Source organism: Paenibacillus rhizovicinus (genome assembly GCF_010365285.1).
In the GTDB taxonomy this organism is placed as follows: Bacteria; Bacillota; Bacilli; order Paenibacillales; family Paenibacillaceae; genus Paenibacillus_Z; species Paenibacillus_Z rhizovicinus.
Window position 1 is genome coordinate 1,723,319 of the sequence record NZ_CP048286.1, and the last position, 24,620, is coordinate 1,747,938.

19 protein-coding genes and 7 tRNA genes are annotated in these 24,620 nt (G+C 58.8%); 4 read left to right on the forward strand and 22 right to left on the reverse strand.

The window, feature by feature from the left end:
- Positions 1–2 precede the first annotated feature (2 nt).
- The 16 genes from GZH47_RS07970 to GZH47_RS08045 form a co-directional block, all read right to left on the reverse strand.
- The gene (locus tag GZH47_RS07970) at positions 3–2,066 is read right to left on the reverse strand and encodes a glycoside hydrolase 5 family protein (RefSeq protein WP_162639610.1); all 2,064 of its coding nucleotides are present in this window, start codon (positions 2,064–2,066) and stop codon (positions 3–5) included.
- A gap of 155 nt (positions 2,067–2,221) precedes the next feature.
- On the reverse strand, positions 2,222–3,535 hold the full coding sequence (locus tag GZH47_RS07975) for a carbohydrate ABC transporter permease (RefSeq protein ID WP_162639611.1): 1,314 nt from the start codon (positions 3,533–3,535) through the stop codon (positions 2,222–2,224).
- Between the two features lie 5 nt (positions 3,536–3,540).
- On the reverse strand, positions 3,541–4,470 hold the full coding sequence (locus GZH47_RS07980; RefSeq protein WP_162639612.1) for a carbohydrate ABC transporter permease: 930 nt from the start codon (positions 4,468–4,470) through the stop codon (positions 3,541–3,543).
- A gap of 113 nt (positions 4,471–4,583) precedes the next feature.
- The gene (locus tag GZH47_RS07985) at positions 4,584–6,086 is read right to left on the reverse strand and encodes an extracellular solute-binding protein (protein WP_162639613.1); all 1,503 of its coding nucleotides are present in this window, start codon (positions 6,084–6,086) and stop codon (positions 4,584–4,586) included.
- A 195-nt stretch (positions 6,087–6,281) separates the two neighbouring features.
- Entirely contained in the window at positions 6,282–7,928 is a 1,647-nt protein-coding gene (locus tag GZH47_RS07990; RefSeq protein ID WP_162639614.1) for a response regulator, read from the reverse strand.
- Positions 7,906–9,771, reverse strand: a complete 1,866-nt coding sequence (locus GZH47_RS07995; RefSeq protein ID WP_162639615.1) for a sensor histidine kinase — start codon at positions 9,769–9,771, stop codon at positions 7,906–7,908. Before GZH47_RS07995 ends, GZH47_RS07990 begins: the two co-directional genes overlap by 23 nt.
- 291 nt (positions 9,772–10,062) lie before the next feature.
- Entirely contained in the window at positions 10,063–12,540 is a 2,478-nt protein-coding gene (locus GZH47_RS08000) for a GH116 family glycosyl-hydrolase (RefSeq protein WP_162639616.1), read from the reverse strand.
- Positions 12,527–13,927 carry a glycoside hydrolase family 140 protein gene (locus tag GZH47_RS08005; RefSeq protein WP_162639617.1) on the reverse strand — a complete coding sequence of 467 codons (1,401 nt, stop codon included), beginning with the start codon at positions 13,925–13,927 and terminating at the stop codon, positions 12,527–12,529. Before GZH47_RS08005 ends, GZH47_RS08000 begins: the two co-directional genes overlap by 14 nt.
- Before the next feature lie 296 nt (positions 13,928–14,223).
- Positions 14,224–14,308 (reverse strand) — tRNA-Leu (locus tag GZH47_RS08010).
- Between the two features lie 39 nt (positions 14,309–14,347).
- Positions 14,348–14,420 (reverse strand) — tRNA-Lys (locus GZH47_RS08015).
- Between the two features lie 15 nt (positions 14,421–14,435).
- Positions 14,436–14,510: transfer RNA gene (locus GZH47_RS08020), tRNA-Glu, on the reverse strand.
- Positions 14,511–14,753: 243 nt separating this feature from the next.
- Positions 14,754–14,835: transfer RNA gene (locus GZH47_RS08025), tRNA-Leu, on the reverse strand.
- Between the two features lie 36 nt (positions 14,836–14,871).
- Positions 14,872–14,946: transfer RNA gene (locus GZH47_RS08030), tRNA-Glu, on the reverse strand.
- Positions 14,947–15,018: 72 nt separating this feature from the next.
- Positions 15,019–15,109: transfer RNA gene (locus GZH47_RS08035), tRNA-Ser, on the reverse strand.
- 9 nt (positions 15,110–15,118) lie between these two features.
- A tRNA-Asn gene (locus tag GZH47_RS08040) sits at positions 15,119–15,194 on the reverse strand.
- 28 nt (positions 15,195–15,222) lie between these two features.
- Positions 15,223–15,702: a SprT family protein gene (locus GZH47_RS08045; RefSeq protein WP_162639618.1), complete on the reverse strand. Its 480-nt coding sequence runs from the start codon at positions 15,700–15,702 to the stop codon at positions 15,223–15,225.
- Between the two features lie 101 nt (positions 15,703–15,803).
- Between GZH47_RS08045 and GZH47_RS08050 the strand changes: the two genes are divergently transcribed.
- Together GZH47_RS08050 and cmpA are read left to right on the forward strand one after the other, a co-directional pair.
- The gene (locus GZH47_RS08050; RefSeq protein ID WP_162639619.1) at positions 15,804–16,157 is read left to right on the forward strand and encodes a hydrolase/acyltransferase; all 354 of its coding nucleotides are present in this window, start codon (positions 15,804–15,806) and stop codon (positions 16,155–16,157) included.
- Positions 16,158–16,272: 115 nt separating this feature from the next.
- Positions 16,273–16,407 (forward strand): cortex morphogenetic protein CmpA, encoded by a 135-nt coding sequence (gene cmpA / locus GZH47_RS08055; RefSeq protein ID WP_162639620.1) that lies wholly within the window; start codon positions 16,273–16,275, stop codon positions 16,405–16,407.
- Between the two features lie 138 nt (positions 16,408–16,545).
- Here cmpA and GZH47_RS08060 read toward each other — a convergent pair whose 3' ends face one another.
- The 4 genes from GZH47_RS08060 to GZH47_RS08075 form a co-directional block, all read right to left on the reverse strand.
- Complete coding sequence (locus GZH47_RS08060; RefSeq protein ID WP_162645126.1) at positions 16,546–18,786, reverse strand: Tex family protein; 2,241 nt, start codon at positions 18,784–18,786, stop codon at positions 16,546–16,548.
- A 68-nt stretch (positions 18,787–18,854) separates the two neighbouring features.
- Positions 18,855–19,487, reverse strand: coding sequence for an MBL fold metallo-hydrolase (locus GZH47_RS08065; protein ID WP_162639621.1), 633 nt, complete (start codon positions 19,485–19,487; stop codon positions 18,855–18,857).
- A 4-nt stretch (positions 19,488–19,491) separates the two neighbouring features.
- Positions 19,492–20,058, reverse strand: coding sequence for a thioredoxin family protein (locus tag GZH47_RS08070; protein ID WP_162639622.1), 567 nt, complete (start codon positions 20,056–20,058; stop codon positions 19,492–19,494).
- 100 nt (positions 20,059–20,158) lie between these two features.
- Positions 20,159–20,767: an undecaprenyl phosphate transporter UptA gene (locus GZH47_RS08075; RefSeq protein ID WP_162639623.1), complete on the reverse strand. Its 609-nt coding sequence runs from the start codon at positions 20,765–20,767 to the stop codon at positions 20,159–20,161.
- Positions 20,768–20,982: 215 nt separating this feature from the next.
- Here GZH47_RS08075 and GZH47_RS08080 point away from each other — a divergent pair, with 215 nt between their 5' ends.
- Together GZH47_RS08080 and GZH47_RS08085 are read left to right on the forward strand one after the other, a co-directional pair.
- Positions 20,983–21,429, forward strand: a complete 447-nt coding sequence (locus tag GZH47_RS08080) for a cupredoxin domain-containing protein (protein ID WP_162639624.1) — start codon at positions 20,983–20,985, stop codon at positions 21,427–21,429.
- 118 nt (positions 21,430–21,547) lie between these two features.
- Positions 21,548–21,865: a dehydrogenase gene (locus GZH47_RS08085; protein WP_162639625.1), complete on the forward strand. Its 318-nt coding sequence runs from the start codon at positions 21,548–21,550 to the stop codon at positions 21,863–21,865.
- Between the two features lie 138 nt (positions 21,866–22,003).
- Here GZH47_RS08085 and GZH47_RS08090 read toward each other — a convergent pair whose 3' ends face one another.
- Together GZH47_RS08090 and GZH47_RS08095 are read right to left on the reverse strand one after the other, a co-directional pair.
- Entirely contained in the window at positions 22,004–22,360 is a 357-nt protein-coding gene (locus tag GZH47_RS08090) for a hypothetical protein (RefSeq protein ID WP_225446398.1), read from the reverse strand.
- Positions 22,361–22,449: 89 nt separating this feature from the next.
- Positions 22,450–24,588, reverse strand: a complete 2,139-nt coding sequence (locus GZH47_RS08095; RefSeq protein WP_162639626.1) for an O-antigen ligase family protein — start codon at positions 24,586–24,588, stop codon at positions 22,450–22,452.
- Positions 24,589–24,620 lie beyond the last annotated feature (32 nt).

Here is a 24,620-nt window from a genome sequence, read left to right on the forward strand (position 1 = left end):
TGTTAGCCGTTGCGCAGATTATCGAAATAATAGCCGACGCTCGCGCGCCCGCCGATTTCGTTCGTGAAGCCCGACCATAAGTACAGGTTGATGTTGTCGATCTTCTGGCGGTTCGCCGCCGCGATGCCGCTCAAATTGATCGTGACGGTGTTCCACTGGTTCGCCGTCAGATGCGGCAGCTGCTGCTCGTAAATCACCCCGCCCGTCACGTCATGCAGCTTCAGTTGGATCGGCTCGCTGTAGGTGCCCGGAGTCTGGCTGAGCGGATAGACGTCCAGCTTGATGGATGCCGCCGCGGACAGGTTCAGATACGGGCTCGCGATGTCGGTATAGAAGTTCTTCCAGCCGCTCGAAACCGCATAGGTCGCCTTGATCGACTGGTTCCCCTCCGTCTTGTGCGCGGTATCCGCGACGCCCGTCGCCTCCCCCGCCCATTGCGACGTATTCTCGAAGCCGTTGATGGCCGTCGGGGTGAACCGCAGATTGTCGAAGCCGTACGCGACCGAAGTCCGGCCGCCGATTTCGCCCGTAAATCCCGAATACAGGTACAGATCGATGTAATCCAGCTTCTGGCGGTTCGCCGCCGCGATGCCGGTCAGGCTGACCGTTACCGTGTTCCACTGGTTCGCGGTCAGATGCGGAAGCTGCTGCTCGTAGATCACCCCGCCCGTCACATCGTGCAGCTTCAGCTCGACCGGCTCGCTGTACGTGCCCGGCGTCTGGCTGTAAGGGTAGACGTCCAGCTTAAGTTCCGTGGCGCTGCCCAAATTCAGGTACGGGCTCGCGATCGCGTAGTTGAAATTTTTCCATCCCGTGTTGACGGGATAGGTCGCCTTGAGCGACTGTCCGCCTTCCGTCTTATGCGCGGTATCCGCGGCGACGGCTGCCTCGCCCGTCCACTGTGAAGCGCTTTCAAAACCGCTTATAAGCGTCGTTCCGCTCGCGGGAGGCGGGTTGGACGCGCTGTTGTATCCGGAAGTCGGCACGGCCGGCGCCGGAGGCACGCTCGCCATGATCGTCGGCAGCTGGTTCATGATCGGCTTGAACGTCCAGTCGCTGCGGATCAGGCCGAAGTTAAGCTCCGGATCCGTCGTGCTGACGCCGCCGTCCTTGTACGTGTACAGAATCATCGGCCCCGTCCAGGACAGCCAGGACGACTGCGTCCATACTTGGAACGCGCTCGCGATATAATCGCTTTGCTGCTGCTCCGTGACCGTGTTCGGGCCTTGGGTCGGATAGCCGAACTCCGTTGCCCAGATTTGCTTGCCGCCGTCGCCGTAAGCGGCCATCGTGTTATGCAGCTCAACGGTGCGCAGCAGATGATTATAAGTGCTCGTCGTCGTGGGCGCGAGCGGCCAGCAATACGGGTGTACGGCTTCCGCGTCGAAATAGTCCTTCCCGCCGTTCGCGTAAATCCCGTCCAGCCAGGCATATGGATCCACGATGCCCGACACGCCGAGCAGCGACGCGGACGCGGCGTTCAGAATCGTCACCGGCACGTGCACGTCGGACGATGCCGCGCGGATCGCGTCCGAGCCGGGCTTCAAGATGTTGCTCGTGTAGAGCGCGGGACTCGATTGCGGCGAATTGTTCGGTTCGTTCCACAGCTCGAACACGGTCGCCCCGAGCGGCAAATACCGTCTGGCGGCCGTATCGAGGAACGTTTTCCATGCGTTGACGTCGGACGGATAATAACGATCGTCGGAATGACCGCCGTTCGCCCAGCTCGGCGAATACGACGCGACGAGAATGACGCCGAGCCCGCGGCTCAGCGCTTTGTTCACCATTTTGTCCGGCCAGGTCCAATCCCAAGACGTTGCGTTCGTCGGCTGCACGAGGCTCCATTTCAAATCGATGCGGACCCACTGCACGCCCGCGGCCTTGGCTTGATCGGCCGCGGTGTTCAGCTCCGCGTCGGTACCGTAGTACCATTGGGCGTTCATCCCGCCCCTGGAATTCGGCACGGCGTACGCGCCGGCGCCGGACGGTCCAAGGACGGAGCCCAGCATGACGAGCAGGGATACGAGCAAGAGATACGAAAGCGTGCGTTTATTCGCCATTAACATCGGAATATCATGACCTCCTGAGAAATGAAGAATGTGATGCCGACTCCCGGATGCAAGTTCTCCGTTTCTGCCGCCCACCTCGCTTTCCCGAGTACGATAGTTGCCCGGGCTCCCCCGCCCGCCCGCATTCCCCCTTTCAAGCGATGACCTTCGCCTTACCCTTTGATGCCGGTGAAATTGATGCCTTTCTCGATCGCGCCTTGCGTGCCCATGAAGACGAGCATCAGCGGAATCATCGAGACGACGCCGCTTGCGCTGATTAAGTTGGGACGTGGATTGCGGCCGCCCTGCAGATCGTTCATCGCTACCGTGAACGTCCAATTATGCGGCGATTTCGTTACGATGTACGGCCACAGAAAATCATTCCAGACCGGAATGAACGTCATGACCCCGACGATCGTAAACACGGGAATCGACATCGGCACGACGATGCGCAGGAACGTCCGGAACTCCGTAGCTCCGTCCACGCGCGCCGCCTGCAGCAGCTCTTTCGGCAGCTGGTCGAAGAACCCTTTGAACAAGAAGATCACGAACCCCCAGGCGAAATGCGGCAGAATAATCGCCCAGATATTGTCCACGAGATGCAGCTTCTGCATAAGGAGATACTGCGGAATGAGCACGGACACGCCCGGAATCATGATCGTCGCCAGGAAATACATGAGCACGACGAATTTCGTTCGTTTGCTGCGCACGAGCTGGGAGAGCGAATAGCTGGCCATCGCCCCGAAGACGAGCTGCCAGGCGATAACGATGACACAGATGAGCAGGCTGTTGCCGAAATAATGATAGAAGCCGAAGCTCACGTTCGCTTCCGAGGCCAGAATATTCAAGCTCCGGTAGCTGTCGAACAAGCGCAGCCAGTTGCGCGACTGCTTCAGGCCCGTCAATTCGCCGTCAAGCAAATGACGGTCGTCGAAGAACGCTTGCAGCGACTGGCTGAGCGCCGCCTTCGACACCGTCCCGGAGAGCGGGGCTACGCGCAAGCCCTCGCCGTACCAGGCGAACTTGGACAACCCGCTTTCCTTGATGCGCGGCAGTTTGGCCTGCATGACGTTGTCGTTGAACACTTGCGTCGGCACGATGAAGGGCTGGCCGACGGAGAACTCCGCCGACGTCGTCTTCGCATGGTACAATTCGGCGCCGTCCTTGATGCCGGTCACGTCGATTTCACCGATATTCTCGCGCATGTTCGCCATCCACGGGAACCAGGTCGCCTTCATCGCGTCCTTGCGGTAGAAGTCCTCGTCCCGCTTCTCCTGGCCGGAGTAATCGAGCGTGATCGCGATCGAACGCGGCACGTCGGGCAGGAACTTCGGCGTCGTCGCGTTGATGGACTCGTTGTCCATGAGCGATGTCAGCAGCAGCCAGACGAGCGGAAGGATGCCGAGCACGATGAAGCCGACCGTGATGATGTACGAGGCGATCGCGACTTTGCGTTCGCCTTTCTCCCGGATGCGTTTGCCTTTCATCACGGTTAATCCTCCTCCTTCTGCAAGCGGAACTGAATGACGGTCAGCACGGCGATGACGATGAACATGAAGAACGACAGCGCCGCCGAGATGCCGAAGCGCGACTGCACGAAGGCCGTGCGTTGAATCATGAGCGCGACGACGAGCGAAGCATCGGCCGGTCCGCCCTGCGTCATGACGAAGATGTTGTCGAACGAGAGCAGCACGCCGGACATGAAGCCGACGAATTGGATCAGGATGACGAACTTGATGTTCGGCAGGATGATGATCCCCATTCGGCGCCATGGGCCGCAGCCGTCGATCTTCGCCGCCTCGAACAGCTCCGCCGAGATCGACTTGATGGCGGCGTAGTAGAGCAGCACCCCGACGCCCCCGCCGGTGAAGAAACCGGGCAGCACGATGGCGAACTTGGTCATGTGCAGGTCGTTCAGCCAGCCGTACGGACCGAGGCCGATTTTGGCCAGCAGGTAGTTGAACAGCCCGTGGTCGGGATTGTACATCCACTTCCACAGCAGCACGCCGGCGACGACCGGCAGCACGCCCGGAATCTGGTACAGCACGCGATAGAAACCGTTCCAGCGCTTCACCTGGCTTAAGAACAGCGCCTGCACGATCGGTACCCAGAATACCATGGCCACCGACAGGACGAAGAAGATCATCGTGTTCTTCATCGCCACCCAGAACGTCTCCGACTTCAGGAATTCGAAATAATTGCCAAGCCCGACGAACTTGCCGGGCGGGTTTACGATATCGTAGTTAAATAGGCTAATATAGACCGCATCGAGAATGAGATAGTACTTGAACACGAAGAACACGATCAGGGACGGCAGCAGGAAGAGCACCGGCGTCCAGCGAATCCGAATTCTCCCGCGCGTCCGTGCCTCGACCTGCGTCTTCGCGACGGCATGCCGTTTCAACTCCAAATGATTTTCCATATCCGCACCACCTTATGTCGGGATTTCCGAGGCGGAAAGGGCGATTGGCTTGCGTTTCCCGGCGGAGCCGGAAAACGCTGCGTTCGCCCTCATCCCGATGTCCTCTGAGGCGTTTATTTCGCCGCTTTGAGGTCGCTGTTGTATTTGTCGATGACTTCCTTCTGCGCCAACTCCTGCGCCTTCTTCAGTTCGGTCGCAGGGTCTGCGTTCTTGTCGAGCAATACCTTCTGGATCGGCTTGACGAGATAGCTGCTCAGACTGCTCTTCAGGAAATATTCCAGATGCTGGTCTTTGGCGGACTCGTTCACGGCATCCAGATAATCCTGCGGCACGTCCTTGACGTATTTCGTAACGTCGAAGTCCTTCAGCACGCTGAACGGACGAACGCCGAGACCGTTGTCGACCTTGAACTGGCCGAGCGCGTCATTGTAGTCCTTGGACATGAAGTACATCGCGTAGTCGAACGCCGCTTTCTGCTGCTCCGGCGTCGATTTCGGATTCAGCATCCAGAAGCTGCCGCCGACCTGCGCGGGCGCCTTGCCGGACGGACCTGCCGGGAACGGAGCGAAGCCGATATCGGCCGGATTCATGCCTCTGCCCACGAAATTCGTGAAGCTGTCCGACGTGCCGATAATCATCGCGGAACGGCCGCTGTAGAAGTCCTTCTCGTTCTCGCCGATATCCTGCACGACGTTCTTCTGCGTCACGTTGTACTTCCACTTGAGATCCTTGTAATACTGGAGCGCCTTGACAGCCGCGTCGGACGTGAACTGCAGCGTCGCCGAACCGTCGGCTTCCTGCGCCGTCAGATCGCCGCCGGCCTGCCAGACGTAATACTCGAAATGCCAGTCCGCCCAGTCCATGCCAAGGATATCGAAGCCGACGATGCCGGCGTTCTTCTCCTGAACGAGCTTCGCGTCGGCGGCGAATTCATCCCAAGTCTTCGGCGGCGCCGCAATGCCCGCGTTCGCGAACAGCTTCTTGTTGTAGATCAGGCCGCTCGTGTACATGTCGTTCGGAATGCCGTAGATTTTGGCATCTTTCGTCGCCAGGTTGAACGCGCCGTCGACGAAGCGGTCCTTATCCGGCGAATTGTTGACCATGTCCGTAATGTCGGCGGCAATGCCTTTCGGAACATACACCTGCATATCCGGGAACGCCGCCAGCGACAGATCCGGTCCTTCGCCGCCGGCGACGGCCGTCAGAAACTTCTCGCGGACGTCCGGCTGCCAGGCTTCCACATGCTTGACCTTGACGTTCGGATGGGCTGCGTCGAACTTCGCGAACTGATCCTCGATGAACGACTTGCCCGGGTCGTCCGGGGACGGCTGATCCCACACCGTGATTTCGACGACTTGGTCGCTTGCCGCGTCCGCGTTACCCGCTGCGTTCGTGCTCGCGTTCCCTGCATTATCCGTGTTCGCGGCATTGGCGTCGGTGCTTGCGTTCGCGTTCGTGCCGGCGTTGGCGTTCGCGCTCGCGTTAGCTCCGTTGGCCGAAGCTCCATTGGCCGCGTTTTCCTCTTTGTCCGAACCGCAAGCCGACAGCAATCCCGCTGCGAGCGCAGCCGCGACGAGAACGGCAGCCGGTTTATTGATTCCCCCGTGCTTTTTCATGCGATGCTTACCTCCTAGTAATGGATCCGATGTTTTCGGTTACAAGCTAATCTTATCGGGAAAACGCCCGTCCGTTAATGGAAATAACGTACTTGTGGGCTATGAAAATCTTGACGATGCCACCCTCCCCGCTCGCAGCGCAAGCCGCCGGAGCATGCGAATCCGGCGGCTTTCGGAAGCGTTCGGACGCGGCGTTCACGTCGCGGCCTCGGGCGATTCGGCAGATGCCGAGCGGCTTCGGAACTGATTCGGCGTCATGCCCGTCGCCTTGCGGAAGACGCTGCTGAAATACGCCGCGTCCTTGAAACCGACGAGCTCGGCGACCTGCTGGATCTTCAAATTCGGATCCCGCAGCAGCGCCTCCGACTTTCGGATGCGCTCGTTCGTCAGATAGTTGACGAAATTCTCCCCGAACCGCTCCTTGAACCTGCGGGAGAAGTAGCTCGGATGGAAGAAGAAGCGCTCGGCGATCATCTGCAGGTTCAGCGGCTCGTGCAGCGACTGGTCGATGTACCGCTTCACCTCGTCGATCGCGCTGTATTCCGATGCGTGGCGAAGCTTATATAGATGACCGATGATGTTATGCACCATTTCCGTCAGCTGGCCGGGGATTTTCCGCCAGTTTTCCAGCGCCTGCAGCCAGTGCAGCAGATCGTCCAGCTCCCCGATGATCCACTCGGGAATACTCGTCTGCGTCAGCAGATATTTGCGCATCAGCAGATGAAACTCCACGCAGAAGCTTTCCAGATGCGTGAAATAGACCCGCGCTCCCGTCGCTACCGCCTCGACCCGCTGCGCGATCCACGCGTCCAGCGCGCCGGCGTTGCATTCATTCAAGCAGCTGAGCAGGTAGGACTCGTCTTCCCGGGAGATGACGGAATGCGGCTCGGCCTTGACGTACTCGGTCTCCGCCATGTAGACGCGGCCAACCCCGTAGAAGATCCGGTTGCGCAGCGCCTGCTTCGCTTGCTGGTAGGACTGCTGGATGACCTCCATCCGGTTGACGGCGGCGCCGCAGCCGATCGCGGCCTCCAGCTTCAGATGGCGGCGGATTCCGTCCAGGATTTCGTTCAGCTCCCGCTGCAGCGCCTCGGTCTCGACAGGCGAATGGCCGCCAAGCACGTAGACGAGCTCATTCTCGTGCATGACGTGCCGGAACAGCACGCCGTCCCGGCCGGACGAATCGAGAATCGTCGCGATAATGTTGTGCACGGCGAACCGGAGCAGCTTCTCGTCTTCCTTGCGGAACGACTGATGCGGAAGGACGATCGGCTCCAGCTGGAAGACGACCGCGGCGAAATGGGAGCAGCGGGCGATCATGCCAAGCAGCCGCTCGTCCCTTGCAGCCGCGCTCTGCCCGCCGTCCTCGCCGTATTGGATCAGCTTGCTCAGCATTTGATCCCGCAGGGAAGCCTCGCTGCTCGAGCGCCACTGCTCGGCCTGCGCGCTCAGCTCGCGCTGGCTTCTTCCCCATTCGATCTTCCGGATGATTCGCGCCAGGCTCTCCTTCAGCTCCTCCTTATCTACCGGCTTGAGCAGATAATCCGTCACGCCGAATTGAATCGCCCTGCGGGCGTACTCGAATTCCCCGTAGCCGCTGACGACGACGAACTGCAGCTCCGGCATCGCCCGCTGGGCTTCTTCCAGGAACGCGAGGCCGTCCATCCGCGGCATCCGGATATCGGTGATGACGATGTCCGGACGCTCCTCGGCCAGCTTATGCAGCGCTTCCTCCCCGTCTCCCGCTTCGGCGACGACCGTCACCGGAAGCCCGGTCATTTGAATTTTCTTGCGGATCCCCTGCCGCATCAGCTGTTCGTCATCGACGATCATTAATTTCATGGTGAGCTTCCTCCACCCGCATTTTTTTGACCCGCACCGTCACCGTCGTGCCCTGCGTCTCGCCGCTGTCGAAGCCGAGGCCGTAGGCGCTGCCGTACACGAGCTTGATTCTGTGCTGCACGTTGAACAATCCGATCGACGAAGCGGCATTGGCCGCGTAATTCGGCTGCTGCAGCATCGTCTCCAGCGTTTCCAGCTTCGCCGGGTCGATCGGCGGACCGTTGTTCCAGACCGTGATGGCGGCGTCGGTCTCCGACAGGCTGTACGCCCGGATGCGGATCTCCCCGCCTGCCGCCATATGGTCGATGCCATGAATGAAGGCGTTCTCCACGAGCGGCTGCAGCAGCAGCTTCGGCGTCAGGATCGTTTGCAGCCCCTCTTCCGTCTCGATCGCATAGATCAGCCGGTCTCCGAACCGGATTTGCTGAATGGAGAGGTAAATCTCCAACTGCCGGATTTCCGTCTGGAGCGTGGACATATGGCCTGCGCTGATGTTGTAGCGGAACATCTTCGCGAGCGAAGAGCTGATGGTGCTGATCCGATCGTCGTCGTGCAGCGCGGCCAAGCTGTCGATCATGCCGAGCGTGTTATAGAGGAAATGCGGATTGATTTGCGACTGGAGCGAGCGGATCTCCGCGTCTTTCTTGACCAGGTCCGCCTCGTACACCTTGACGATGAGGTCATTGATTTCCTGTGCCATATGATTGAATCGCCGGACGAAATATCCGATCTCGTCGTTGGAGGATACGGGCACGACGAAGCCGTAATTGCCCTTCTCGATGGAAACGATGCCTTTCTTCAGCTGCTTGAGCGGCGTGATGATCTTCGATGACAGGATGCTGGCGATCATCATCGCGCCCAGCAGGCAGGCCGCGCCGATGATCAGCGTCCGCAGCGCCAGCTCGTTAACCTGACGGAGCAACGTATGAAGCGGCACTTGTCCCACGAGCACCCAAGACGTGTTGTCGAGTTTATTGGACACGAACAGCGTCTTCTCGCCGAGATGATCGGCATACACGTACCGGGATTTGACGTGATAGTTGAAATCGAACAGCCGATCGAGGCCGGTCAGACGTTCGCCGGCCTGTTTATCGTTCAAGGAGAACATCACCTTGCCGCCTTCGGAGTCAACCAGGGCGTATTGGCCCTGCTCTTCGCTGCCGATCTCCCCGAGCCAGCCCTTCAGGAAATCGGAGGACAGCCGGATGAACATGACGCCGACGACGGGGTTGTCCGAGTTGAAATCGATCGTCTTGATCGCCTGCGCGAAAATCAGCGTCTTGACGCCGCGCTTCGTCCGCGGATCGGTCTCGATCGTCGTCAGCCAGGCGCCTTTGCCGTCATTGCGCAGTGCAACCGTTTTCAATTGATCGAAGTCCAAGTCCAGGCTGTTCAGCTTGCTGATTCCGCCCGAGGTAAGCTGATTGCCGTTCATCTGGCTGACGACGACCAGATCGGCGACGGGATTACGGGTGAGAAACTGTCCGAATTTGGCGGAATAATGGCTGTACGCCTCCGGATCGGAGCCCAGATGCTTGACGAATTGCTGGAAGTCCTTGTCTCCGAAATATTCCCACGCGAAGTTCTTCATGTTCAGCATGTACGATTCCAGCGTCGCGGCGGACTGCCCGCTGATCTGCTCCATGTTGCCGATTGCCCGCTCCTTGATGTCGGACGACGTCTGCACGTAATAATCCAGCCCTAACGTAGCGACCGTAATCGAGATGGTAACGAAGAAACAAAACCATATTTTGCGGTAAAGCGATTTGGTCATGAAGCGATACGGAAGCAGCAGCGTGCGCGCCGTTCTTGGAAAACGCTTGTTGTTGGGTGGAAGTAGCACTGTTTTCTCGCCTCGCCGTTTATATAGTCGTCCATGCAGTCGGTCATCCGAACGTTCCCTTGAGTAGATTATAGGGCGAGCAGTCGGTTTTGTTCATTAAATTTTTGACGGATGGGTATGAAAATATTGAATTTTTCGCATGAGAGGCAGCGAACGCGCTTAGCCCGCTCCTTCTCCCCGCCAACACAAAGAAACCCGTCGTATCACCTACGGGTTCCTTCCGTTGCGTTTATATGAATATTAGACAGGTGCTCTATGTTTCGGCGCACAGGCGGGCGACAGCCGGAAGCTTCATGCAAGCCGCTCCCCGGCAGCCAGAGAAATCAGCCTGCCGTTCACGGTTACATCCCGCAGCTCGCCGTACAGCACTTCGATCGTCCAATCGGTCCGTCCATCGTCGTCGACCGTCTGCCGGTAGTTCCCCCAAGCCGTGCCCGTGCTCCAGAAGCAGCCGAACGCTTCCCGGAACACCTTCGGCGAGAAGCTCATCGTCCGGGCGGGCATGTCGCAACGGAAACCGCTAAGCGCGGGAAGCAGCGCCCAGCTTGCCATCGAACGGGCGTAATGGTTCCCGCATTCCACCTCGTTCCACGGATTGCGCCGGATGCCGTCGTGACGCTCCCGCACCGCTTTGACGATCGTCAGCCCCTCGTCGAGGCAGTCCTCGTAGATCAGCTGAGCCGCCACTTGATACTCGATTCCGGTCCACACTTCGTCCGAATAGATGAACGGAAATTTCGGACGTCCTCCGTGCGGCCAAGAGCAGAGCAGCAGTCCCTTCTCTGCGCCGAGCGCGTAAGCGCGCTGCACGTTCGCATGGTTCGAGAAGTCCGTGCGGAAGTTGTAACGGAACACGGACCGCAGCGCCTCTCTGACATGCGCCTGCGGCAGAATATGTCCCAGTCCGGCGACATGCGCCATGAACTGGCCGATCAACTGGTCGGACAAGCAGCCCGTGCCTTGCTGGTACCGGTGCGCGTCGACATCGTCCAGCCGCTGGATGTAGTAGTCTCCGCCCCATAGCATGTCGTCCATCGCGGCGCTTCCTTGTTCCCAGGCTTCGGCGTAGCTGCGGGCGCGCTCGGCGTCGCCCGCGAAAGCGGCCATTTCCGCCCCTGCTTTCAGCGCGGCGTAGAACATGCCGTTCGTCATCGCGTTCGGACCGAAGAACTCCACGTCGTACGTATTGTGCTGCTCGCTGTCCAGCACGCAATCGCCGTCGGAATCCCAATAGCCGAAGGCAAAATCAAGCGCGAGCCGCGCTTTGGGCCACAGCTCCAGCAGGAAGTCTCCGTCGCCGCTCAGCTTCCACTCCCGGTACAGCCGGACGATCGTGCCGAGCTGGCCGTCTGCGGCAGGCACCATATCCCATCGCTCGCCGCCGAACACCCGGTTCGTCCGGAACGACATGCTGCCCTTCTCGTCCGTCTCCAGTAAGAATTCCACGCGGCGCATCGTCCGCTCGAGGGACGGGAACAGAAACGCGAGCGTCTGCGCGTAATTCCACACATGCGTGCACGTGCCCTCGCAGCTGCCGCGATGATCGAAGCCGCCCTCCCATCCCAGCAAGTTGCCGTCCTCCAGGCGAAAACAGGTCGTGCTTCGAATGACCGTAATGTTCGCCGCGAGCGCATCCAGCACGTAATCCGGCAGCGTGCTGCCGAACAGGGCGCCGCGAAAATCCCGCGAGCCTCGTTCAAGCCGCTCCAAGTTGCGCATCAGATACGTCCCCGCATGCCATGCATCCCGAAACAAGCCGGCATAATAGTTGCGCACGATGCCGTCCTTCTCGCCGCGCGGCAGGATGTGACCCTGCCAATTGTTCGGCCGGTTCGGAAAATGCCACGCCAGCGCGAATTCGTAAACGAGCGATTCCCCCGGGAGCAGCGCGCGGCGGATGCAAACCGAGCCGTAACGCTCCTTGCCCCCGGCATGCAGCTTGCCCGTTCCGGAGCCCGTATTCCGCCACGGCTCCAATTCTCCGTCCTCGGTGAAATCGGTCCAGAATTCCTGAATTCCGTCCCACCAGGCGCCGGGAAGCCATTCTTCCTTGACGGTCACTCCGTCGCCATCGGCGAGAAGTGCCAGCGTGCCGTTGCGCGCATGATCGGCGGGCAGATCCGGCGAATAGAAATAGACGCCGCGCATCCCTTCCTCCGACCTCTGCTCGTTGCGCACTTGCCCCGCGAGCCGCATGTTGTGGAACAGCTCCCGTCCTTCATAGCCGGCGGCGTTCGCGAGCGATCCGGCGATCGATACGTCCGCCGGGAGATCCGACACATTGGATACGCGATACCGAATGATCGCCGCCGGAATGCCGGAGTCATCGGGATCGAGCGGAATGAACGGCGTGAACGCTTCGAGCGATACGGTCACCGGCAAATCGCCGTCCGTAAACTCGACCTCCGCGAAAGGGTACTCCCCGCGCAGCCGGGAGCCGTGCAGCCGCGGAAGGCCGGCCGTTTCGTCGGCGAAGAAGCCATGCGAATTGGCGAACGGCGGAGTCAGCTGCGCCTCGAGTACCTTGCATACGGCTTCCTGCCCCTGCGCCTGCGCGCGGATGGCAAAGAACGAATAAGGCAGCGCGTTCCCTTTGCCCTGGCTGTTGAACAGCTCCCAGTCGCACAGCTGTCCGCGGGAACCGAGCGATACGTTGCCGGTGCCGATGCCGCCGAGCAGGAATTTGGCCTCCCTTGCTTCGTGCGAGAACGTTCGTTGCGGCCCTCTATGATAGAGCTGTTCCTTCGAGTACGTATTATGATCGGCCATCTTCGTTCCCTCGCTTTCCGCATTCTTCAGAGCCGTTCATCCCCTCGCGGATTCGGCTCCCCTCTTCGCCGTCAAGCGGGTCCGCCTCGAGCACCAGAACCCAATCCTCGCCGCGCCCGCTCGAAGGAGGAACGAAGAGCCAGGTACCCTTGCCCCGATATTCGCCGGCATCGGTCATTCCTCCGCTGCGCGGGTCAGACCACGAAGCACGGACAAGGCCGGCTTCCAACCGATCGAGCGCCGCATAGAAGGGAATGCCGTTCGGCGAATAGAGCAGCGCGCAGCCGGCGTCCCGGGAGGCCGCCATCCGGTTGGCGCCGGACCGGTTGCCTTCGATCATCGCCGGATCCGGCATCCGGCCGGGACCTGTCCGCGTTTCGATCAGATTCCTCAGATGCCCCATCTGCATCGCGCCTGGGCGATCAAGCGCCTGTTCCCAAGTCATGATGAACCGGTCGCCGGCTTCCTTCGCCATCGACCAGACGGAATTATGGCCGTACGTATGGCCGAACGCGCCGGACAGCACCGCATAGTAAGCCGCCGTACGCACGTCTGCCGCGTCGAAATAGCCGTTCTTCTCCGCGTCGTGATCGCGCGGATGATCCTCGTAGCAAGGCTCGCCGTCCAGGACCGGCTTGACTGGCGTCCTGGCGTAATCCGCGGCGACGAGCCGGTCGGACTGGCGTTCGCCGAGATGGCGGTGACCCGATTGAATCATGTTGAAATCAAGCCATGGCTCGCGATGCATGAAGGTCGACGACGTCTGGCCCCCCGGCGGATGGAACGTCATAAGATGGCTGCCGTCGTCACCGGCCGCCAAGCCTTCGGCCATTTCGTTCACGAGATCGAAATGAGTACGGGTCGTCAGCCATCGGTCACCTCCGAGCACCCAAACGATATTCGCCCTGTCACGATAACGAGCCCCGATCCATTCGCCGTACGCGCGCGCGTTCGACAAGTTCAATATTTCCGGCCCGAATCCGAAAGCCTGATGGAACTTATCTCCCCATGTCGGCAGGAGCGCGACGTAGAGTCCGAGTTCTGCCGCCGCGTCCACGATGTAATCGACATGATCCCAGTACGAATACGGCCCGTCCATGTCAGGACGGAGCGGATCGGGCATCCCGTCGGCGCCGGCTTTGAACGGCAATCGCCCATGTGCGTTAGGCGTCGTCGCTCCTTCGAATTCCGCAAGCGCGACGGCTTGAATGACGTTGAAGCCCAGCCCCGCCCGATTGACCAAATACCGTTTCGCCTCGTCCCTGTCCAAGCGATGGAACAGTTCCCAGGCCGTGTCCCCGAGCCAGAAGAACAGCGTCCCGTCCCCCCGTTCCAAAAAGCGATTATTGCCGCTGACCCGCAGCCGCTGCATGCCATTAACCGTCATACCTATCCCCTTGTCCTTGGATTGTCGTTGCCGTCTCCTTGATAGAATAGAAGCAACGGCAAGCCGGGGGTAGGGAATATCTTGACTTGTTCGCCCGGAAAATCTTGATTCTTTGCTCATTCTCCTGAAGCATCCTCGCGTACTGGTCTCGCATGTTCAATAAAAAAACAGCGACCGCTCACCCGTAGTCATCGGGGAACGATCGCCGCTGCGTCGTGCTATTCAAGTCCTGCCTGCATCTGCAAAGCCGAAAAAAAATAAAAACCCTTGATCATCAAGGGTTTAATAGGTAAGTTTGGTGCGGTCGGAGGGATTTGAACCCTCACGCCTTGTGAGCGCCACCCCCTCAAGATGGTGTGTCTGCCGTTCCACCACGACCGCGGAGTGATATGTAAATCGTCCATATCAATGAGGTAAAAGTGAGTCATGTAGGATTCGAACCTACGACACCCTGATTAAAAGTCAGGTGCTCTACCAACTGAGCTAATGACTCATATGAAAGTGAAATTGGTGACCCGTAGGGGACTCGAACCCCTGTTACCTCCGTGAAAGGGAGGTGTCTTAACCACTTGACCAACGGGCCTGATTTTCGTCGTTTTTCGACATTCTTTTCAAACGACAAATATTAATATATCAGACCCGGGAAGCAATAGCAACATTTTTTTCTGAATTCGCGCCCGTCCATTAAATGACAGAAGATAACGTCCATTCCCCTGTACTCCTCGTATTGTGCATCAAATCCGCTGCCGTTATTCAGCTAAGTACCCTGCAAAACAACAAAAAACCTGAAATCCTTAAACTGCAAGGAATTCAGGTTCTTCTGGGATGCGGTCGGCGGGATTTGAACCCGCACGCCTTGTGAGCGCCACCCCCTCAAGATGGTGTGTCTGCCGTTCCACCACGACCGCGGAGTGATATGTAGTTATCCATATCGAAAGTAAAATTGGTGACCCGTAGGGGACTCGAACCCCTGTTACCTCCGTGAAAGGGAGGTGTCTTAACCACTTGACCAACGGGCCATAACGGCCATCTCTCACTTGAGGATTGAGATAGGTTAATAGAACAGGCCAATCGGCCGAACGCCATAAAAATGGCGGAGAAGGAGGGATTCGAACCCTCGCACCACTTACGCAGTCTAACCCCTTAGCAGAGGGTCCCCTTGAGCCACTTGGGTACTTCTCCAAAAAAAAATGGCTCCCCGAACAGGACTCGAACCTGTGACAACTCGATTAACAGTCGAGTGCTCTACCAACTGAGCTATCAGGGAATAGCAATTAGTGACAAGAAATAATGTATCATGTCTTGGAAATGAAGTCAAGCTTGTACAATAATAATTGTCCGCGGCATTTTCCGCACGCATAACGGCGCGGATCGGTCTTCCGTTTGCGCATATATTCCATGCCGCAGCTGCGGCAAAGCAGCTTGAAACGGAACGGTTCCGGCTTGCGTTTCTCCCCGGCCGGCAGTGCTTTGCAGAACCTCGTCCCTCCTACTCTCGCGAGCAGCTGCTTGAAATCCTGATCGCGGTGATTGTAGCCCCGCTTCATAATATGAAGATGATAGTGGCATAGCTCATGCTTAATGATCTTCTCCGTCTCTTCCTCGCCGTAATTGCGGAGCTGGTGCGGACTGATCTCGATATTGTGCGTCTTCGTAAAGTAGCGGCCGCCCGTCGACTTCAGCCGCCCGTTAAAGGTAGCCCGATGGCGAAACGGAAGCCCGAAATACTGCTGCGATACCCGTTCGACCCATTCTTGCAACACATGATCCTGCATCCTTCAATCTCCTTAAGCGGTTATACTTGAATTTTAAAGGACGAATACGCTACACTGTCAAGAGGTATTCATCGGATGTTAATGAAGGGAGAAGTTAAAGTATGGCTATTATGCGATATATCATCATGAAAAACGGACAGGAGGTTTCGTTCGTCGAAATGCCTGCTTCGCATGCCTATCAGCTGAGCGCGCTGAATTTGCGCCTGCATAAAGAAATCGACAAGCTGACGGCCAGCCATGTGCCTGCGCTGCCTTACGCGATTGCGGAATGCGAAGACGTTGAGCTGCATGACAAGTCCGTCGTCATCCATTCCGGTCTGGCGTACATGAACCAGCTGGAGCAGGATTTTGCCTCGATCGAGGAGAAAACGTACCCGCTCATCTCGCTGCTGACGGAAATCCGCGCGCTTCAAGCGCAGCTGGAACAGTGGTACGAAGAAGAATTCGACATGTAATGCACGGCAAATACGACTTTTCTGCATGAGATGTCAGTTGGACCTGCACGGACATTCGCCTACCTCCATACACTACTTAGTACAACGAGTGAGAGCTGGAAGGAGGGCGAGGGCGATGCCGCAATGGCTGTGCAACCAACTGATGCGTGCTTTCCTGAAAAAAGACCGCCGGCAGATTCGATTGTTGAACGACTGCTGGTATTTCTATCGTACCAGTCAAGGTCAAGGTGACGATTCCGTAACACTATAATGCAGCGATTCTACCAACTCAAAAGGGTGCTATCTCTTTGCAGCGATGTCAAGATACGACGCGGCTGCTCGGAGATAACACCCTTTTTCAACGTTCATGATTGCGTTCGAATCGCCGATAAGGACGGGCTGACGCCGGTCAGCCCGGTTTGCGCATCGTAAGGCTGACGCGCCCTTTCTTCGAATCAACGCCGAGCACCCAAACCGTCACATTGTCGCCGACAGAGACGACATCCATGGGATGCTTGACGAATTTGCCGCTCAGCTGCGAAATATGGACAAGTCCATCGTTCTTGATGCCGATATCGACGAAAGCGCCGAAATCAATGACGTTCCGCACCGTGCCTTGCAGCTCCATGCCCGGCGTCAAATCTTCGATGCTGAGCACGTCCGTATGGAAAATCGGCGCAGGCAGCTCCTCGCGCGGATCGCGTCCCGGGCGAAGCAGGCTGTCGACAATGTCGCGCAGCGTCGGCACGCCGACGCCGATGTCCGCAGCCGTCTTAGCCGGATCGATCGACGACAGCGCTTCGCGGAAGGCCTCGGTACCGAGCCCTTCCAGCTTCAAGCCCAGCGCTTTGCACAGCTTGTCGACGACTGCATACGATTCCGGATGAATAGGCGTCCGGTCAAGCGGATTGCTGCTCTCGGGAATACGGATGAAGCCGATGCATTGCTCGTATGTCTTGGCCCCTAGACGCGGAACCTTTTGCAGCATTTTCCGATCCTTGAAGATTCCCGTTTCCTCGCGGAATTTCACGATATTCTTCGCAGTGGTGGCATTGATGCCGGCAACATAGGAAAGCAGCGACGGAGAAGCCGTATTCACGTCGACGCCGACATGGTTAACCGCCGATTCCACGACGCCGCCGAGCGATTCTTCGAGCCGCTTCTGGCTGACGTCATGCTGGTATTGGCCGACGCCGATCGCCTTGGGCTCGATCTTCACGAGCTCCGCGAGCGGATCCTGGAGACGTCTGGCAATCGAAACCGCGCTGCGCTCGGCCACGTCCAGCTTCGGAAACTCTTCGGCCGCCAGCTTGGAGGCGGAATAAACGCTCGCGCCTGCCTCGTTGACGATAATATATTTGAGCTCGCTTGCGCCTTGCAGCTTGTCTGCTTTGCGTTTGCCGATCAGCGTCGCAATGAACTGCTCCGTCTCGCGGGAAGCGGTCCCGTTGCCGATGACGATGAGCGCCACGCGGTACCGGTCGATCAGGCCGTTGATCAGCTTCTCCGCTTCCGCGACTTTGTTGTTCGGCGGCGTCGGGTACGAGACGGCTACTTCCAGCAGCTTGCCGGTCTCGTCGACGACCGCGAGCTTGCAGCCGGTCCGGAAAGCCGGATCGACGCCGAGCACGACATTGCCCCTCACCGGCGGCTGGAGCAGCAGATTGCGCAAATTCGCGGAGAAAATGCCGATCGCATGCTCCTCCGCCTTCTCCGTCAATTCGCCGCGCACCTCGCGCTCGATGGAAGGCGCGATCAGACGCTTGTAGGCGTCCTCGATCGTGGCGAGAAGCACGGAACGAACGGCAGCAGCCGTTCCCATCCGAAGCAGCTGGCGATCCATGTAGTCGTGGATTTTGTCCGCCGTCAAATCAAGCGAAACGCGAAGCACGTCCTCCCGCTCGCCCCGGTTAATAGCCAACGTGCGGTGAGGAGGCAGCTTCTTCAGCGGCTCTTGGTAGTTGTAGTACATTTCGTACACCGTTTCTTGAGAAGCGTCCTTCACTTCGGTGCGCAGGATGCCATGGTCGAACGTGTATCTGCGCACCCATGCGCGCGTCTTCGGATCGTCCGCGAGCTGTTCCGCGATGATGTCCATCGCGCCTTGCAGCGCTGCATCCGCCGTCTCCACGCCTTTCGCGGCATCGACATACTTCGCCGCTTCTTGCAGCGGCTCGCCTTGGCGCGGCTGGGACAGCAGCCACTGCGCGAGCGGCTCAAGACCGCGCTCGCGGGCAACGCTTGCGCGCGTCTTGCGCTTCTGCCGGTAAGGCCGGTATAGATCTTCGATCTCTTGCAGCTTGACCGACGCGTTGATCGCGCCGCGGAGCTCTTCCGTCAGCTTGCCCTGCTCATCGATGAGCCGGATAACCTCGCGCTTGCGCGTTTCCAAGTTGCGCATATATTGCAGCTTCTCTTCGATGGCGCGAAGCTCGTTCTCGTCCAGCTCGCCGGTCATTTCCTTCCGATAGCGGGCAATGAACGGGATCGTATTCCCTTCGTCCAGCAGCGATACCGCCGATTTCACTTTGCCGTGCGGCAGGTTCAGCTCCGCCGACACCCGCTTGACGATGACCGCTTGCTCGGCGGCAAGCTCCTCGGGCGTCAATTCGATTTTGCCGGAGAGTCCTTCCGTTTCTTCATCCTTCATCCGCTGCTTCGTTTCAGCCACGTGTGCAATTCCTCCATTTGAATGAATAGAACCCTTCGTACCGGCGGTTAGGCCGGCACGTAAGGGTTGTTTGCCATCTCAAATCCAATTGTCGTTTGCGGACCGTGGCCGGGATATACCCGAACCGCGGGATCCAGCTTGTACAGCTTCGTCCGAATGGAATCGAACAGGTCGCGTTCCTTGCCGCCCGGCAAGTCCGTACGGCCGACCGATAGTTTGAACAGGACGTCCCCGCTGATCAGATGGCCGTCGCACAACAGGCTGACGCTGCCGGGCGAATGACCCGGCGTATGCATGATATGGAACGTATGGCCGATCAGCTCCAGCTTCTGGCCTTCCGACAACGCGAATTCCGCGGGAGCCGTTGTCAGCGGCGGCGTAACGTCCGACCAGCGCGCGGAGCCGTTCTTGCGGGCATCCTCGAGCCAATCGGCCTCTTCGTCGTGCAGATAGACCGGACAGCCGAACGCCTGACGCATGTCTTCCACGCCGGCCATATGATCGAAATGCGCATGCGTCAGCACGATCGCTTCAATCGTTACTTCACGCTCGCGGATGCGCCCGATCAGGCGCTTCGGTCCCATGCCGGGATCGACCACGAACGCGCGTTTGCCGGTGTCCTCGGTGATGAGGTAACAGTTCGTTTGCAGCGGTCCCAGCGTAAACGTTTCGATACGCATCGTGCTAAACGGAAGCCAGCAGCTCGCGGAGCTCGGAAATGATCAGCTGCTGGTACGCCGTTCCATCACCGTAGCGGCGTCCGATTTCTTGACGGGTCGCCGTCAGGTTCTCTTGATAATCCGCTGCTTCGCGGTCCGTATTCGCTTGTTTGAACGCCACCATCGGTTCCTGCACGTACGTCGGGCGCGGTCCCCATTGGCCGAGCACGGCGCCGCCCGTATCCACGATCAGCACGACCGGAATCGAACGGCCGCCCAGCGTCAGAAACTCGTCGATCGTCTCGAGATGCTGCTCCATGATGAGCACTTCTACCGGCATGCCGGTCAATTCCAGCGCCTTGAACACGACCGGAACGTTGCGGACGACATCGCCGCACCAATCGGCCGCGATGATCAAGCAGCGCAGGTCGTCCCGATTGTTAATGGATTCGAAAAATTCGCGGTCTTCCGCGTTCGTCCATTCAAAGCGATTGCCCCAATCCTTGAACGCATCTTGGTTCTTCGTCATCGCTTCGATGAATTGCTGCGGGCTAATGCCTTTGCCCAGCTTGCTCGCTACATTTTTACCCATTATAAAGGCCTCCTTGTTCGCCCTTGGCAGGCGAAATGGTTGGTTCATAGCTTCCTCTATTTCCAATTGTATCAAACCCGTCGTACCGGGCACAAACGTTTTAGATGGATTTCCCGCGGCGTTTGAGCACTTTATACACCACGTATACGATCATAATGGCGATGGCGATCAGAATGGCCGGCTGCACGTACGGAGCTGCCTTGTCGTCGATGTCCTCCCACTTGTCGCCAAGGGAACGGCCAAGAAGGACGAACAGCACCACCCATGGAATGGACGCAAGACCGGTCAACGCGGTAAACCGCCAGAACGACATACGCGCGATGCCTGCAGGAATAGAAATGACCTGGCGCATGACGGGGACGAATCGGGCCGTGAAGACGATGCCGTTGCCGTAGCGCAGGAACCATTTCTCGGCGATATCGAGATGCTTCGGACTGATTTTGATGAATTTCCCGTATTTCTCGAAGAACGGCCGGCCGGCAATGCGTCCGATGCCGTACAAAATCCATTGCTGCGCGACGGCGCCGACGAACCCGAACAACAGCGCGCCGGTCAGCGATACCGTATGCTGCGATACGAGATAACCCGCGTAGCCCAGGACGATTTCACTCGGAATGACTTCAATCATCAGACCGATCAGTATACCGAAGTAACCGAGGCCTTCAATCCAATCCAATAGCGTATTAACCAAATCATGAAACCAGCTCATCCTTCATCTCCTATCATACTCTATTAGAGCCGCCGCTTGAGCGAGTCTGCCTCTCTTACGGTATTCTAGCATACTTGGAGACATGCCTTCCAGCGCGGGCGCGGCGGGGTATTCGGCGATCGGCGGGTCAGGGGCGGCGGCGTTCGGGCATCGGGGGTCAAGCCCGCGCATAGACTAGCTGTAATAATCCTTGTCCGAAAGGAAAGTGAAGCGCGATGTCCAATATTTTCGTCGTCAGCAAAAAACAGCTTCGTCTCATCTATTTGCTCGTGCTCGTCATCGTGTTTACGGCCGTCTGCCTGCGCTGGAACCAGTCGAACGCGGCGATGTCCGTCCCGAAAGAAACGCAGGTCTTCCAACTCGTGACCGGAGAGTTCAAGACGACGCTTGCTAACGGCAAGGAGCTTGAAGTCTATCGCTGGGATCCCGCCTCGATCGTCGTTCATAAAGGAGAGGTCGTGGAGCTGCGCATTACCGGAGTGAACGGCGCCTCCCATCCTTTTATCATCCAGGAGCTTGGCATTAAAGGCGAAGTCCATAAAGGGCAGACGACCGTCGTCCATTTCACGGCGGATCAGCGGGGAACGTTCGCGATCGAGTGCCTGACGCATTCTTCGCTGGCAAACGGCGGGCCGATGGTCGGATATATTACGGTGCTGTAGACCGGTGGAATGAGGGCCATGGACGGCCTTGCAGGGTTGGTGGTTAACGGGTTCTGTCGCTAGTGACGCCTGGCCCTCTGGACGCATATATAGGGGGTAGAGAGAGGAGTCGGTTACGATGAAACCTTCCGCCGCCACCCAGAAACACGCGTCCGCCTACCCCAGCGCACGTAAAATCAAACGCGCCTGCGAGAATGAGCTGTACCGTACCGTCAAGCGCCTTGGGGGCTATATTCCGAAGGAAAAAGTGGAGCTCGCCGAAAAGCTCTATGTACAGAAGGTTTTTCTGAATTTGCAATGGATTCACGAGCATTCCAGCAACCGCAAAGTGCTCTCCGACTGGTGGGACGAGAACGTCAGCGCCGAGATCGCGGCTCTGTGGGAAGTCGACCGGGAGAAGCTGTGCAAGGCGTTCCGGGACGCTTTTGGCGGCTGAATGATTGCAGTAAGGTAAATGATGGATGGCTGATCAACGGCTGCGGCTGGTGAACGATGGTGAACGATGAACGGCAGCACGGCTCTTCTGCTTCGAGAGAGCCGTGCTGCCGTTGTCGTTAATGAGAAGTATGCGAGGTTAGCCGATGATTGCGAAGGTTTCAACGCGAGCCGGGATGAACCGGGTGCGGAACAATACGCCATTGGCATTAAATGTGCGAATCGTGTACGAGACGTTCGTCAGCGTTTGGATGCTGCCGAAACGAACGACGCCGAAGCGGTCGAAGGCAGCCGTAGCCACAACGCGATTGTTGCGGACCAGCTGGGCGAAAAATCCTGTCGTGTCGAATGGAACGCCGTTATTTGCCACCCATACAACCGTCAGCCGGCTGAATATAGGACCCGATTGCTTGATCAAATTCAACGGTACCGAACGTTTGATCACTCTGCCCGTACTCGACGCTTTTAAGCTTGGTTTTACGCGCGTAGATGCCACTATCATCACTCCTTTAAGGTGAGTTGATTCAGCATATGCGAGAAGCATCTCCGCGGCGTGGACAATCCCATCAGTCGATTGGCCTAAAGTTAGGGTGCTAAAGCCGTTTTGGGCTCTGGGCCTGACGGCCGGGCGGCAAGAATTCGGCACTGTTCCGCAGCGGACCTGGCTTGTGCCGTGATTTCAAACCGCCGCCCGTTAGCCGTATAGCGGCCGTCGAGCGCCTCATACGCCGCGAAAAAGGCATCGGCTTCATCGGCCGCAAGCTTGGCCTCTTCCCCGCGGGACGCGGCTCGCAAGCTTTGCGCGAGCCGGGCCATCGTCACGACCGCTTCCGTCTGCTTCGCACGGTCGAAGCGGTCACGATCCAGCGCGCGGCGCATCCAGCCCGCAGCGCCGCGAACATCCTCGCGCGCGGCGGATTCCCGGCCGAGCGCCCACAACAGCGGCACGGACTGCGGCTCATAGCGCAGTCCGGCCGCAAGCAGCGCCGCCCGGTCCGGCGGCGGCGCAAGAGCGGCCAGCTCGATGCGAATCCGCGTCCAATACGGATTCGCATCGAGCGCCGCGCGGAGCGCGGCTGCACGTGCCGCGCCGGAGACGGCCGCAGCCGTCTCGCGGTGCCGCACCGCGGCATCGAGCCGCCAGCCGAGCACGGCGGCTGCGGCGAAACAAACGGCAGCCGCGGACAGCATCGCGGCCCGCCACATCACTTTTCCCCCGCCGATCCCTCCCAAACTCCCGTCACCTGCCTCAACTCTCCCCCCACCAAACAAACTTCCCTCAATAGCCTCTCCCCGCACCTCCGCACCGCTCGAATAATAAACCAGCCAGCCCAACATCAACAGCCACGCATAACCGAAGGACAAATCGAAATCGATCATTGCATGCAGCAGCAGCACGGCGATCGGCAGCAATCCTGCCCTGTCGCGCTTCCATAGAGGCAGCAGGACCGCCCCGGCCAGGAAAACGCCCGCGAACAGCCCGATTAGCCCAAGATCGAGCGCCAGCTCCAGCAATCCGCTATGAACTTCATTGCCGACGTACGGCTGCGACTGGACGCCCGTGAATAGGCTCCGCCAAGTATCGCCGCCCCTGCCGAGCAGCGGCGCCTCCCGAATCAGTTTCCAAGCATCGCGGTAGAACAAGCCTCTTGCCGCGGCAGTTGCATAGGGATTACCCGCTCCTCCCAGACGGCCAAGAATCGCCGAAGGCAGCAGCTGCAGCATCCCAATGACGGCGATGATCCATCCCGCCAAGGCCAAGCCCGGAAGGAGCCGAACGCGGCAGCGCCCGATCCAAACCCGCAAACACAGAAATCCGACGGGAGCAGCGCAGCAGATCGCCAACAGGAGCAGTGTCTCCGTAAGCGTTGCTCCGCCGCCGGTGCCGTTAGCCTCCCCCCGCAAACCGGCATGAACCACTGCCCGGCAAGCGGCGCTGCCGCACGCGAGCGTCCAGCCGCTGTAGAGCAGCCAGGCGAGGCGCTCTTTGCCGTGCAATAGAACAACGCCCGCGAGCCATGCCGCAGCCGCGGCAGCCCAAGCCCCTCTTGACTCCGTCAACAGCGTAACCAACAGGCAAGGAACGACTCCGGCCGACGCAAGCGCAAACCCGATCCTTGTACGGGCGCGCAGCAGCAGCAGCCAGTACCAGAGAAGGTAGGCGGCAGCAACCGCACCCAGGAAATTCGGATATTGCACGAAGCCCGCCAGCCGCGCGCCTACGGCGGACAACCGCGCATCTCCGGTCGTCATTACGATGGACGGAAACGACAACGCCCCCATCCACCCCGCCAATGCGCAGCCGATGACGGCAATTCCCGATGCCTGCATGGCGGCGGACAACCAAATCCGTTTCGCGGGCGATCCGAAGCCCGCATATAGAAATACCGTAAAGCCCGCATACGTACTATAGCGAAGCGCCTGCTGCAAGCTGCCTAACGCGGATGCCGGATGACGCAGCAACGCGGCGCTATATAACAATGCGGCCATAAGCAAGCCCAGTACAAGAAAGATAGGACGCCGATCCATGATCCCGCCCAGCCCCGTCCGCGTACGCCTCCATTGCCGCATGCCAATAGAGCCCATCGCCATCAGCGCGGACAGACAGACCAGCCACTCCCGTCTATAGAAGGCCTCGTCGAAAAACAGGCCGTAACGAAAAGCCGCCCCCGTCAGCGCCATCGCCGTCAACAGCGAGACCAAAGCCATCCACCATTTGCTCACTTCGAAACCATCCCTCGGCTGCACGTCTACGT